Raw genomic sequence first — 12,333 nt, 5'->3', positions numbered from 1 at the left:
ATGGGTGAATGACTCCCTCCCGGCAGGCATCGGCGGATGAGGCCCTCGCAAGAGAAGTGCTGCGGGTGCAGCGCTTGCATGCGGGTCGATCTCTCGACGTGCGTGGCTGGAGCGTCGTTGACATCGGCTCCGATACTGACGCTCGGGATCCAAGAGACGTGCTTCCTAAGGGACTGCGACCCGCCGTCGAGCACATCTGGCCACGGCGCGTCGGCGACGACGGCGCGGTGTACGTCAATGTCGAAGCCGGCAACGACGTGGAGGCGGATCCCGTCGTCTCACGGGTCGTACAGTTCCCAACGGCCGCTACCAGGCGGGTCTTCGACGGGCGAGTCGTCCGCGAGGAGACAGGCTCGCTCACGTGAGGAGACGAGTGCGTCTCCCGACGCGAGGAGGTAGCGCTACGGCGAGAACGCCCAGCCTCAATGAACCTCGCGTCCATCCGCGGCCCGCCTGTCGTGCGGTCCCGGTCTCCTCAGCGCACTCATACCTGCACTGTACGAACCGACCCATCACACTCACCCGCACCCGGATCTGCGCGAAAAGTGAGATCGAGGAGCGCTGTCGGGACCTGCGGCGCCCGGCTCTCCGCACCGATGGACTCGATGAGCCGTCCTTCTTCGAGACGCTGTGCCCGAGCACGATGATCCGAGCGAGGGTGCCTCTCGGTTGACAGACTGTGCTGGTGTCCTCCATGACGAAGATCCGAGCACTGCTGACCAGGGCCCAACGTGAGGAGACAAACATCAAGCTCCGTCTCGCCTTCGGGAACCGCGAGACGGTCGACGGGTTCATCATCGGTACAGGCCGGAAGTGGGCACTCCTCGCGGCGACGATGACCGGCGGCTTCTTCGACGGGTACGTCGCCGTCCGTCTCAAGGAGATCGAGCGAGCGCGGCCGAATCGGTCGTGGGAAGCGCGATTCTCGCGAACCCGGCCGGAGTGGCCCCCTCGCCCGCCCGCCGATCGTCCGGCGATCGATCTAGACACCACCTCGGGGATGCTGGCCACCCTCCTCGACCCGGACGCCCTGGTCGGGATGGAACGTCGCAAGAAGTACAGCGCGCTGTGGGTGGGCGTCCCGTACGCGCTCACTCGCCACTGGCTCTCACTGTGGGAGGTGGACGCGACAGCGGTCTGGCACGAACGGCCGCTCGGCTACCGACCCCGGACCATCGCCCTCGTCCGGATCGGCGACCACTACCTCCGTGGACTCGCGGCCATCGCCGGCGATCGACCTCCTCAGGACCTGCCGTACGGCTGGGCCGCACGCTCGAAGCACGCACGACGTGAGTCTCAACGACAGGAAGCCCAGCCCCTCGCGGAGACGATCTCCGCGGAGTAGCCGACGCTGGTGGCGACCGTCGATGACCGAGACGACCGATGCAGAGCTCGTTCGGGACGCGCTCGTGAAGGAGGTCCGGGAGAGCTTCGCCTCAGACGTAGAAGTGGTCCACATCTGGATCGAGAACACCGGGAGCGTGTGCGTCCTCTATCGACGTGCGGCCGGCGGGCACCAGGTGATCGGTCGGCGAGTGCGCTTCCCTCCCCACGCCAGAGATGATGACCCGGCATCGACGGGGGCCGACGCAGCGCAGGACATGGCCGAGCCTCTCGGCGCACTCGCTGGGCATGCGCGGCTCGCCGACGGGATCATGTGGGTCGGAATCCCCGAAGCCGACCCACTGCCGACGCCTCCAGGCAGGGGTTCACCACCGAGCGACGGCTGAGCGGCTACCAGGCCCGAACGGGCAGCGGCGACCCTCCGCCCCCTACCCCGCACCCCGCCCCACCCGTAGGTTGGTGGAATCCGCATCGCCGACCGCGCACCACTGAGGCTGGAGGAACCCCATGGCCACGACACCCGTGCTCCGCAGGCTCGCGATCGCTCTCGTCGCGGTCGTCTCACTCGGGGCGGCGGGTGCCGCGCCCGCGACCGCGCTCGACAAGCCGATCTCCGGGTATCTCAAGGATGCCGGGCCCGAGAAGATCCGCAACGTCCTCGGCGGGCCGCTCATCTCGCCGTCGACACAGGTCGGCTACGGAGGGGCGGTCTCGAGCGTCGACGCGAACGCGAGCCGGGTGGGCATGGAGGTGCTCAAGCGCGGCGGCAACGCGGCCGACGCGGCGGTCGCCACGGCGGCCGCTCTCGGGGTGAGCGAGCCCTACAGCGCCGGCATCGGCGGCGGCGGGTACTTCGTCTACTTCGACAAGGCGTCCGGCGAGGTCAGCACCATCGACGGGCGTGAGACCGCTCCGGCCGGGATCACCTCGGACGCCTTCCTCGACCCGGCGACCGGAACGCCGTACCCGTTCAGTCCGGACCTCGTGTCCTCCGGAGTCGCGGTCGGCGTTCCGGGCACGGTGGCGACCTGGGACACCGCCGTCGACCGCTTCGGCACGCTGCCGCTCCCGGTCGTGCTGGCGCCCTCGATCGCGCTCGCGGCGAAGGGCTTCCGGGTCGACGAGACGTTCCGCAGCCAGACGCTCGACAACCGCGAGCGGTTCGAAGCGTTCCCGGACACGGCCGCGCTGTTCCTCCCCGGCGGCGACGCGCCGAAGGTGGGCAGCACGTTCCGCAACCTCGACCTCGCGAAAACGCTGACCTCGATCGCCGTCCACGGGCCGGACGCGTTCTACGAAGGCGCGCTCGCCGCGGAGATCGCCGACACGGTCCAGAATCCGCGGGTCGCGCCCGGCTCCGACCTGCCCGCCCCGGCCGGCTCGCTGACGGCCGCCGACCTCGCCGCCTACTCGGTGGCGGAGCAGGCGCCCACGCACGTCTCCTACCGCGGGCTCGACGTCTACGGCATGGCGCCCTCCTCCTCCGGCGGGATCGCGGTCGGCGAGGCGCTGAACATCCTCGAGAACCACGACCTCTCCGCCGCGGACACCGGCAGCGCCCTGCACCTCTACCTCGAGGCGTCCGCCCGCGCCTTCGCCGACCGCGGCGCCTCCGTGGGCGACCCGGCGTTCACCGACGTGCCCACCGAGACGCTGCTCAGCCAGGAGTTCGCGGACTCGCGGGACTGCACGATCGACCCGACCACCGCCTCCGTGCGTCCGGTCGCGCCCGGCGCTCTCGACGGCTCCGGATGCTCGACCGCACCCGCCACGACCGAGTCGGACACCGAGAACATCTCGACCACCCACCTCTCCGTCGTCGACAAGTGGGGCAACGCCGCCTCCTACACGCTGACGATCGAGCAGACCGGCGGCTCGGCGATGACCGTCCCCGGGCGCGGCTTCCTCCTCAACAACGAGCTCACCGACTTCTCCACGACGTTCGTCGACGGCGACCCGAACCGGATCGAGCCGGGCAAGCGCCCACGCTCGTCGATGTCGCCGACGATCGTCCTCGACGACGGAGACGTCCGGTTCGTCGTCGGCTCGCCGGGAGGATCGACGATCATCACGACGGTCCTCCAGACGCTCGTCAACCGCATCGACCTCGGGATGACGCTCCCGGAGGCGGTGGCGGCGCCCCGCGCCTCCCAGCGCAACGCCGCAGCGACCTCGGCCGAGCCCGAGTTCATCGAGGCGTACGCCGACGACCTCGCCCCCTACGGACAGCAGCTGACCCCCTCGGGAGACACCTTCACCTCGGCCGCGCAGATCGGCGCGGTGGCGGCCATCGAGGTCAACCCCTCGGGCCGGATGACGGCGGTCGCCGAACCGGTGCGGCGCGGCGGCGGCGTCGGACTGGTGGTCCGTCCGGAGAAGTGACGCGGGGCGCGGCCACGCTCAGCTCCGGCACCCGACCCGGTGAACGGGTACGGGGTCGCGGACGTCCTCGCCGAGCGTCTTCCGCAGCGCCGCCCTCGGCCTCCTCCTCGCGGCCTGTTCGGAGGCGGCGGGCCTGCACAACGAAGGCTGGGCGCCCGATCCCGGCCGAGAACCGCTCCCCGGCCGCTCTCAGCCTTCGTTGCGCAGGAGGATGCCGCGAGACCGGGCGGGACAGAGCGGGCGCAACGGGGAGGGTGGGCCGGGAAGGGCCACCCTTCGCAAGCGCCCCCTCCAGGAGGATCGCGACACGGCCCACCACGCCGATTCCCGCCGATGACTCTGCAGGACCTCGCCGACGACCTCGCCGGAGCTCTCGACCGACCGGCGACGATCGAGGATCAGGCACGAGAGACGGGCGCCGAGATCGCGGCGAGCCCGTCACGAATCGTCCGACCCGGCTCCGCTCCGGCCGCCCGCGATCGACCGGGCTCGACCGAGAGGATCTGGACGATCGTGGAAACACGGTTTTGCCCCTGGGAGCGCTCCCACGCCCCTATCGTGGAGCCGTTCCCCACTCACTCGGGGAGTCACCACCTTGAATTCGACCCGGGCGGGGCTCGGGATCGACGCGAGCACGGAGGTTCGAAGATGCCGTTTGTGACCACGGACGATGGCGTAGAGATCTACTACAAGGACTGGGGCAGCACCGACGCGCAGCCCATCGTGTTCCACCACGGCTGGCCGCTGTCCTCCGACGACTGGGACGCGCAGATGCTGTTCTTCCACGCGCAGGGCTATCGCGTGATCGCCAGCGACCGGCGCGGCCACGGACGCTCCAGCCAGGTGGGCACCGGCCACGACATGGACCACTACGCGAGCGACGTCAACGCCGTGATCGAGCACCTCGACCTGCGCAACGCGATCCACATCGGCCACTCGACCGGTGGCGGACAGGTCGCTCGCTACGTCGCGAAGTACGGCGAGCCGCAGGGCCGCGTCGCCAAGGCGATCCTCGTGTCGGCGGTGCCGCCGCTCATGGTGCAGACCGAGGCGAACCCGGAGGGCACGCCGATCTCGGTCTTCGACGGATTCCGCGACGCGCTCGCGGCCAATCGCGCCGAGTTCTTCCAGGCCGTCGCCTCCGGCCCGTTCTACGGCTTCAACCGGGCCGGCGCCGACGTCTCGCAGCCCGTGATCGACAACTGGTGGCGCCAGGGCATGACCGGATCCGCGCTGGCGCACTACGAGGGCATCAAGGCCTTCTCGGAGACGGACCAGACCGACGACCTGAAGGCCATCACCGTCCCGGTCCTCGTCACCCAGGGCGACGACGACCAGGTCGTGCCCTACAAGGACGCCGCGCTCAAGCAGCACGAGCTGCTGCAGAACTCGACCCTCAAGGTCTACGAGGGCTACCCGCACGGCATGCTGACGGTCCACGCCGACGTCATCAACCCCGACCTGCTCGCCTTCATCCGGGAGTAGCGCGGTTCGCAGGTGCGCTCCGGCCGATCCGGGACGCACCTGCTGAACCCACGCGGGGCTCCTCCCGGGAGTCGGCGCGGGACGGCGCTCCCGAGGTGACACGCGGCGCCCCCTCGTCCGAGCGCTGCGCGTGCCCCAGCCCGCGGAGCCGTCGCAGCAGCGCGCGCGCCACCCGGTCGTTCTCGCGGAACGACACCGCGTTCGTCCCCGGCCGAGAGAACGCACCGACGAACGGCGCATCGGTGTAGGGCCCGATCGCGTACCTCCTACCGAAGCGGTCACCGCTCGCCGAACGCAGCAGAGCGTCGCCTGGTGCACGCGCAGCCGGCCGGTCGAGACGAGCGCGTCGCCCAGGTCGACGAGGTCCTCGACCGCCTCGCCCGAGGCGACGAGGGCGCGGAGCAGGGCGTCGTCGCTCGTCGCGACCCCCGCCTGCGGGAGGCGGGCGTCGACGAGCGCGCCCGCAGCGACCACGCGATCGGCCGAGGCGCTGCTCGCGACGAAGCGGCCCTCCTCCTCGGAGGCGACGACGCGGATACCGGGGCCGAGGAAGTCGACGACGCCCGCCTCCGACAGTGCGAGCAGCTCGTCGAGGCGGTGCGCGGGCGGGCCGCTCGCGAGGAAGCTGAACCAGCCGAGCCACCAGCCGTGCAGATCTTCGATGCGCGACCGAGGCGTCCACTCGGCCGAGGCGGTGAGGTCGGCGAGGAGGAGGTGGCTGCGCAGCACCGCGAGGAACAGGCCCATTGTGGCGCTGTGCTCCTGACGGGTGCGCAGGGCGAGGTCGCCCCGGACGTAGGCGCGCACCGCCTCCTGCACCGCGGCCGCGTCCTCGAACCGGGTGCCGGCCAGCGGACGGTCGAGGTCGGGGAGGAAGAGCCGGTCGGTCTCGTCGGGCACGGTCTCGGCGACCAGCGCCGCGAGCGCCCGCGCATCGTCGAGGACCCGCGGGGCGTCGGCCCCGAGTGCCGGGACGGCGTAGCCCTGCGCGGCCTCGAGACGGGGCCCGCCGGAGGCGGCGAGCACCGATGCGCGCGGATCGAGCCGCGAGAACGCCTCCGCGAACCGCGACCAGTCGGCGCTCACCCGCTCGGGGTGGCCGGTGAACAGCTCGCGGTAGTAGCCCCAGAGCAGCTCCTGGGCGATCGGCGGCCAGACGTCCTCGGCGAAGTCGAGGGCTCGGCCGCGCGAGCGCAGCCGATCGGCGACGGAGGCGGTGAACCAGCGGAGCTCGGGCGCCGCCCCCTGCAGGGTCGAACCGATCTTGGAGTGGTACGGCACGCCGCGGCGGCTGCTGATCACGATCCGCGGCTCTCGGCCCGACGGCAGGTACCGCAGGGCACCGGCCTCATCGCGCTCGAAACGGCCGCCCCTGCCCTCGGTGAGCAGCACCACCAGGTCGACGGCCACGAGTCCGAAGCCGCGCACGATCACATCCCGGCCCGGGGCCAGAGCGCTGAGGTCCGCGTCGGCGGTAAACGACGGAGGGAGGTAGTCGAGGCCGTGCCGCGCGGCGAAAGCGGCCAGGCCCGCCTCCTCCTCCGTCGGCAGCGCGCCGCTGTGACCGAGCGAGAACAGCACGAGATCGGCGGCGAGCGTGTCGCCGGAGTCGAGGACGACCAGCTGCCGGCCGTCGTGGTCGCCGACGACCTCGGTGGCGCGCGCCCGGTGCTCTCTGACCTCGATGTCCGGTCCGAGCGCGGCGACCGCCTCCCGGTAGAACCAGCGGAGGTAGAGGCTCTGCAGCCGGCGAGTGGGGAAGCTGTCGCCTCGGAGCCCGTCGATCTCGCGGCGGACGGCGGCGTCTCCGGCGTCGAGGACCACCTCGCCGGAGCGCACGGCCTCCGCCCACTCGATCAACGACGGGCCGGGGCGTACGGGGCCCTCGATCGTCGAGCTCGCGTCGGTGAACATCGTGACGTCGGCGGCGAGCGAGTTGAGCTTCAGCAGCGGCGACTGCTCGTAGCGCCAGATGCGGCCGGGGCCGATCGGGAACGGATCGACGAGGTGGACGATGAGCCGCCCGGTGCCGAGCTCGGGAGCGTTCGCGGCGAGCCGTTCGAGCACGCCCACCGCCCGCGGTCCACCGCCGACGATCACGAGGGATCGGACCTCCTCCGCTGCTGTCATGACTCCACTCTGCGCGAGAGCGCCCGCCCGCGGCGCGGAACGACCCCGAGTGGGTCGCTCTGTGACGGCCGGTGACGAAGTGCGTCCGGCCCTGCTGGACCGCCGTCGGACCGTCGCCTAGCGTCGAGGCCCACGGCAGGCCGGACGACGCCCGCCCCGACGGCAGGGAGACCCAGTGCCCATCGTATTCCTCGGCATCGCCGCGCTCAACGACGGCAGCGAGACGCGAGCGCGCAGCGGAGCGAGCTTCGATCCGGAGTACACGCTGCGTCTGGCCGCCGCCCACGAGGACAGCGGGTGGGACCGCATCCTCTTCGCCTACCACTCGGGCGCTCCCGACCCGGCGATCACCGCCGCCTTCATCGCATCGCGGCTCGAGCGCATCCAGCTTCTCCTCGCGCACCGGCCCAACGTCTCCTATCCGACGGTCGCGGCGAAGGCGTTCGCGACCCTCGACCAGCTCAGCGGAGGGCGCCTGAGCGTCCACTTCATCACGGGAGGCTCCGACGCGGACCAGGCGGCGGAGGGCGACTTCCTCACGAAGGACGAACGCTACGCGCGCACCGCCGAGTACATCCGCATCGTCAAGAAGGTCTGGAGCTCGCCCGAGCCCTTCGACCACGAGGGCGACCACTACCGCTTCACAGGATTCGTCAGCGACATCCCGCCCGCGCAGCAGCCGCGGCCGCAGATCTCGTTCGGCGGCTCCTCCCCCGCCGCCCTCGCCGTGGGCGCCGCCGAGAGCGACATCTACGCACTCTGGGGCGAGCCGCTGCGCAACACGGCCGAGCAGATCCGCAGCGTCACGGAGGCGTCCGCCGCGGCCGGCCGCGCCGACCGGCCGCGCATCCAGGTCGCCTTCCGCCCCATCCTCGGCGCGACCGAGGAGCAGGCGTGGGAGAAGGCGGAGTCGATCCTCGGCCGCATCCAGGCGCGCACCCGCGAGCTGGCACCGGCGGGGCTCACCGCTCCCGAGAACACGGGATCGCAGCGTCTGCTGTCGATCGCGGCCGAGGGCGACCGGTTCGACCGCGCCCTCTGGACGAAGGCCGGAGCCGCGGCGGGCGCCCGCGGCAACTCGAACGCCCTCGTCGGCACTCCCGAGACCGTGGCGGCCGCCCTGCTCGACTACGTCGATCTCGGCGTCGACATCATCTCGGCGCGCGGCTACGACTACATCGACGACACCCTCGACTTCGGGCGGCACGTGATCCCGCTGGTGCGCGAGGAGGTCGCGCGCCGCGACGCCGCCGCTGCCTCCGTCTCCGCTGAGGCCGCGCATGCCGGCGTCTGACGGTCCGCGCGACGAGTTCGTCCGCGTCCGCGCCGACGATCCGCGCGCGCGGCCTCTCCTTGACGAGCTCGAGCGCGAATACGACACGCGCTACGGCACGGCCCTCGGCGAGCCGGCGTCGGCCGAGCTGGCGCGCTACCCGGTCGAGGCCTTCGCGCCTCCGACCGGCGCGTTCGTGCTGCTGCTGCGCGACGGCACGACGATCGCGGGAGGCGCGCTGAAAGCCTTCGACGCCACGACCGCCGAGCTCAAGCGCATCTGGACCTCGTCGGCGCACCGGCGCCAGGGTCTCGCCCTCCGCGTCGTCACCGAGCTCGAGGAGGAGGCCGGCCGGCTCGGCTATTCGACCGTCTACCTCACGACCGGCCCCCTCCAGCCGGAGGCGGTCCGCCTCTACCTCACCGCGGGCTACACCCCGCTCTACGACGTGACCCAGCCTCCGGAGGTGGTGCTGCTGCACGGCTTCGCGAAGACGCTGACCGAGCAGCCGCTCGACGTCGCGCGGATCCAGGTCGCCCACGACGCCTCCTTCGCCGAGCTCGCCGCCTCGCTGCCCGACGGCGGAGCGGGCCTGCGGGCCGGCATCCTCGGACGAGCCTCGTGACCGGCACGATCGCGCCGCCGAAGGGCGCCGCGCAGCCGCTCCCGGTCGGCGACCTGGCACGGCTGGGCGAACGGCCGGTGATCCCGCTCCGGCATCCCGTGCGCTGGGTGGTCACGGCGCTGGTCGTTGTGCTGCTGCTCAACGCCGCCCAGACGCTCGTCACCAACCCCTCGTGGGAGTGGGCGAAGGTGGGCACCTGGCTCTTCAGCCCCGCGATCCTCAAGGGCCTCCAGCTCACCCTGCTCGCGACGGCGATCAGCGCCGTGGTGAGCTTCGTCGGAGGCGTCCTCGTCGCGATCGCGCGGCTCTCGGGCAATCCGGTGCTGAGCACCCTCAGCTGGGGCTACATCTGGCTGTTCCGCTCGGTGCCGCTGATCCTGGTGCTGATCTTCCTGTTCAACCTCGGCAACCTCTACCCGACCATCGGCATCGGCATCCCGTTCGGACCGCAGTGGTCGGTGCCCACCGTCTCGCTGCTGCCTCCGCTCGCCCTCGGCGTCATCGGCCTGAGCCTGTCCGAGATCGCGTACAGCGCCGAGGTCGTCCGATCGGGTGTGCTGGCCGTCGATCAGGGGCAGCACGAGGCGGCCAAGGCGCTGGGCATCCCGCAGCGCCGGCAGTTCACCCGCATCGTGCTGCCGCAGGCGCTGCGGTCGATCGTGCCGGCGTACGTCAACCAGATCATCGGCCTGCTGAAGGCCAGCTCGCTGCTCTTCTACGTCTCGCTGCTCGACCTGTTCGGGGTCGCTCAGAACCTCGGCAGCACGCATCCGACGGACATCATCCCCCTGCTCGTCGTCGCGACGATCTGGTACCTGGTGCTGACCTCGGCGATCTCGGTCGTGCAGTTCTCCATAGAGCGCTTCTCGCCCGGGGTGCGCACCGGGAGATGCCGCCGACCCCGTTCGAGCGGGTGCGGCGCGCGCTCGCCGGGCTGAGGAGCCCCCGGTGACCGCTGCCATCGAGATCCACAACGCGACCAAGTCGTACGGAGGCAGGGCGGTGCTCCGCGGAGTCGACCTGCGCGTCGAGGCGGGCACCGTCACCGTGATCCTCGGCCCCAGCGGCTCCGGCAAGTCGACGTTGCTGAGGGCGATCAACCACCTCGAGAAGCTCGACGAGGGCGTCGTCGCGCTGAACGGCGAGCTGATCGGCGTGCGTCTGCGCGGCGACCGGCTCAAGGAGCTTCCCGAGAAGGAGATCCTGCGGCAGCGGGCGAGGATCGGCTTCGTCTTCCAGAACTTCAACCTGTTCCCACACCTGACGATCCTCGAGAACGTCAGCGAGGCTCCGATCTCGCAGGGCCGCCCGCCCGCCGAGGCCCGCGAGCGTGCGCGCGAGCTGCTCGACCGGGTCGGCCTCGCCGACAAGGAGGCGGCGTACCCGCGCCAGATCTCGGGCGGCCAGCAGCAGCGCGTCGCCATCGCGCGGGCGCTCGCGCTCGACCCCGAGGTGATCCTCTTCGACGAGCCGACCTCGGCGCTCGATCCGGAGCTCGTCGGCGAGGTGCTCCAGGTCATCCGCTCCCTCGCCGAGAGCGGGCGGACCCTCCTCGTCGTCACCCACGAGATCGGCTTCGCCCGCGAGGTGGCCGACCAGGTCGTGTTCGTCGACGACGGCCGGGGGATCGAGCAGGGCACGCCGGCCGAGGTCCTCGACCGGCCGCAGCATCCGCGCACCCGCGACTTCCTCGGCCGCGTACTCGGCTGACTCCCTCACCACCGGCACGACAGACACAGGATCAGGACCATGACCAGACCGCACAGCACCCGTTGGACCCGAGCCGGGGCGGCCCTCGCTGCCGCCGCGCTGACGGCGGGCCTCGCGGCCTGCTCCGGCCCTGCCGCCTCCGCCCCCGGGTCGCCCGGAGCCGCCTCCGGAACGACGACCGTCACCGTCGGAGCGCTCTCGAACGGCGCCGCGACCGAGACCGCTCTCGACGTGCCGGTCGTCGACACGATCCGCGACACGCTCCCGCAGGAGATCCTCGACCGCGGAACGCTCACGATCGGTGTCGGCGCCCTGCCGGCGGGTTTCCCGCCGCTCGCCTTCACCGGGACCGACACCGAGACCCTCACCGGGTCGGAGCCCGACCTCGGCCGCCTCGTCGCCGCCGTCCTCGGCCTCCGGCCCGAGGTGAAGAACTCCACGTGGGACAACCTCTTCGTCGGCATCGACACCGGAGGCACCGATGTCGGCTTCTCGAACATCACCGTCACCGAGAAGCGCAAGGAGAAGTACGACTTCGCCTCCTACCGCGCCGACGAGCTGGCGTTCCAGGTGCTCGCCTCCAACGAGTGGGAGTTCGACGGGGACTACGAGAACCTCGACGGCCTCACCGTCGCCGTGAGCAGCGGCACGAATCAGGAGAAGATCCTGCTCGAGTGGCAGGCGCGGCTCCAGGCCGAGGGCAAGTCGCTCGAGATCACCCGCCTGCCCGACGCCAACTCGGTCACGCTCGCCCTCGGCTCCGGTCAGATCGACGCGTACTTCGGCCCCAACCCGACCACCGTCTACCAGAACCGGATCTCGGAGACCGGGGCGAACCCGACCCGCAGCGCCGGAACCTTCTCGGGCGCCGGCGAGACCCTCGACGGCCTGATCGCCGCGACGGTGAAGAAGGACTCGGGTCTCGCCGAGCCGATCGCGCAGGCGATCGACTCTCTGAGAGAGAACGGACAGTACGGGAGCTGGCTGTCGGCCTACGGCCTGCAGGACGAGGCCGTCGACGACGCTCTGGTGAACCCGCCGGGACTCCCGCTCGACAACAGCTGAGCCGGCGGCACACCGCGGGGCGCTCCGGCTGGGGCGCCCCGTTCCGACGCCGCGGAACGGCGTGGCCGGTCGGACTCGCTCACTGACGACCGGCCCGGCAGCGGCGCGTGGAGATGCCGCCCAGGGACGGTCAGCGCTCGGGTCGCCGAGACGGATCACGTGCGGCGAGTCCTCGCGATGCCGCGGGACTCGCTGCCGCAGGCGGGCGGTGCCTCGTGGACGCGGCGGCGGGATTCGAACCCGCGTCAGCGGTGTTGCAGACCGCTCCCTGGCCTCTCGGGCACGCCGCGGAGGGGACCGGTGCGGTCCCGTCGGCGCC

General features: G+C 71.5%; 10 protein-coding genes, 1 tRNA gene and 1 pseudogene. 10 read left to right on the top strand and 2 right to left on the bottom strand.

Features of this window, described 5'->3' with window-relative positions; translation table 11 throughout:
- The first annotated feature begins 65 nt into the window (after positions 1-65).
- From ACH61_RS11200 to ACH61_RS11180, 5 genes are all read left to right on the top strand, one after another.
- Positions 66-365, top strand: a complete 300-nt coding sequence (locus tag ACH61_RS11200) for a hypothetical protein (protein ID WP_153038844.1) — start codon at positions 66-68, stop codon at positions 363-365.
- Between the two features lie 320 nt (positions 366-685).
- The gene (locus ACH61_RS11195) at positions 686-1,345 is read left to right on the top strand and encodes a hypothetical protein (RefSeq protein ID WP_132505823.1); all 660 of its coding nucleotides are present in this window, start codon (positions 686-688) and stop codon (positions 1,343-1,345) included.
- A gap of 22 nt (positions 1,346-1,367) precedes the next feature.
- The gene (locus ACH61_RS11190) at positions 1,368-1,730 is read left to right on the top strand and encodes a hypothetical protein (RefSeq protein ID WP_068212112.1); all 363 of its coding nucleotides are present in this window, start codon (positions 1,368-1,370) and stop codon (positions 1,728-1,730) included.
- Positions 1,731-1,851: 121 nt separating this feature from the next.
- A complete protein-coding gene (ggt, locus tag ACH61_RS11185) occupies positions 1,852-3,726 on the top strand; it encodes a gamma-glutamyltransferase (RefSeq protein WP_082845214.1) in 1,875 nt (624 codons plus the stop codon).
- A 648-nt stretch (positions 3,727-4,374) separates the two neighbouring features.
- Positions 4,375-5,211, top strand: a complete 837-nt coding sequence (locus ACH61_RS11180; RefSeq protein ID WP_068212118.1) for an alpha/beta fold hydrolase — start codon at positions 4,375-4,377, stop codon at positions 5,209-5,211.
- A 1,572-nt stretch (positions 5,212-6,783) separates the two neighbouring features.
- Here ACH61_RS11180 and ACH61_RS18440 read toward each other — a convergent pair.
- A pseudogene (locus ACH61_RS18440) lies at positions 6,784-7,341 on the bottom strand (FAD/NAD(P)-binding protein); the annotation flags it as partial.
- Between the two features lie 175 nt (positions 7,342-7,516).
- On the opposite strand from ACH61_RS18440, the gene ACH61_RS11170 reads away from it, so the two are divergent.
- Genes ACH61_RS11170 through ACH61_RS11150 form a run of 5 tightly spaced genes read left to right on the top strand, consistent with a single transcriptional unit; the run spans position 7,517 to position 12,014 of the window.
- Positions 7,517-8,635 carry an LLM class flavin-dependent oxidoreductase gene (locus ACH61_RS11170; protein ID WP_068212108.1) on the top strand — a complete coding sequence of 373 codons (1,119 nt, stop codon included), beginning with the start codon at positions 7,517-7,519 and terminating at the stop codon, positions 8,633-8,635.
- Positions 8,622-9,239 carry a GNAT family N-acetyltransferase gene (locus ACH61_RS11165; RefSeq protein WP_068212107.1) on the top strand — a complete coding sequence of 206 codons (618 nt, stop codon included), beginning with the start codon at positions 8,622-8,624 and terminating at the stop codon, positions 9,237-9,239. Before ACH61_RS11170 ends, ACH61_RS11165 begins: the two co-directional genes overlap by 14 nt.
- Positions 9,236-10,177, top strand: coding sequence for an amino acid ABC transporter permease (locus ACH61_RS11160; RefSeq protein WP_201787600.1), 942 nt, complete (start codon positions 9,236-9,238; stop codon positions 10,175-10,177). The genes ACH61_RS11165 and ACH61_RS11160 overlap by 4 nt, the downstream gene beginning before the upstream one ends.
- 10 nt (positions 10,178-10,187) lie before the next feature.
- Positions 10,188-10,949: an amino acid ABC transporter ATP-binding protein gene (locus ACH61_RS11155; RefSeq protein WP_068212106.1), complete on the top strand. Its 762-nt coding sequence runs from the start codon at positions 10,188-10,190 to the stop codon at positions 10,947-10,949.
- 39 nt (positions 10,950-10,988) lie between these two features.
- Positions 10,989-12,014 carry a transporter substrate-binding domain-containing protein gene (locus tag ACH61_RS11150; RefSeq protein ID WP_068212105.1) on the top strand — a complete coding sequence of 342 codons (1,026 nt, stop codon included), beginning with the start codon at positions 10,989-10,991 and terminating at the stop codon, positions 12,012-12,014.
- Positions 12,015-12,230: 216 nt separating this feature from the next.
- On the opposite strand, the gene ACH61_RS11145 is transcribed toward ACH61_RS11150, so the two are convergent.
- A tRNA-Cys gene (locus tag ACH61_RS11145) sits at positions 12,231-12,304 on the bottom strand.
- Positions 12,305-12,333 lie beyond the last annotated feature (29 nt).

Origin of the sequence: Rathayibacter tanaceti (genome assembly GCF_001634385.1) — a bacterium.
Taxonomy (GTDB): domain Bacteria; phylum Actinomycetota; class Actinomycetes; order Actinomycetales; family Microbacteriaceae; genus Rathayibacter; species Rathayibacter tanaceti.
The sequence above is the reverse complement of the archived record's forward strand: the minus strand, read 5'-3'. Positions and strand labels throughout refer to the sequence as shown.

Excerpts from the sequence above, each read along its gene's own strand:
- ACH61_RS11165 (WP_068212107.1), top strand. The coding sequence starts at position 8,622 with ATGCCGGCGTCTGACGGTCCGCGCGACGAGTTCGTCCGCGTCCGCGCC.
- ACH61_RS11190 (WP_068212112.1), top strand. The coding sequence starts at position 1,368 with ATGACCGAGACGACCGATGCAGAGCTCGTTCGGGACGCGCTCGTGAAG.
- ACH61_RS11150 (WP_068212105.1), top strand. The coding sequence starts at position 10,989 with ATGACCAGACCGCACAGCACCCGTTGGACCCGAGCCGGGGCGGCCCTC.
- ACH61_RS11180 (WP_068212118.1), top strand. The coding sequence starts at position 4,375 with ATGCCGTTTGTGACCACGGACGATGGCGTAGAGATCTACTACAAGGAC.
- ggt (WP_082845214.1), top strand. The coding sequence starts at position 1,852 with ATGGCCACGACACCCGTGCTCCGCAGGCTCGCGATCGCTCTCGTCGCG.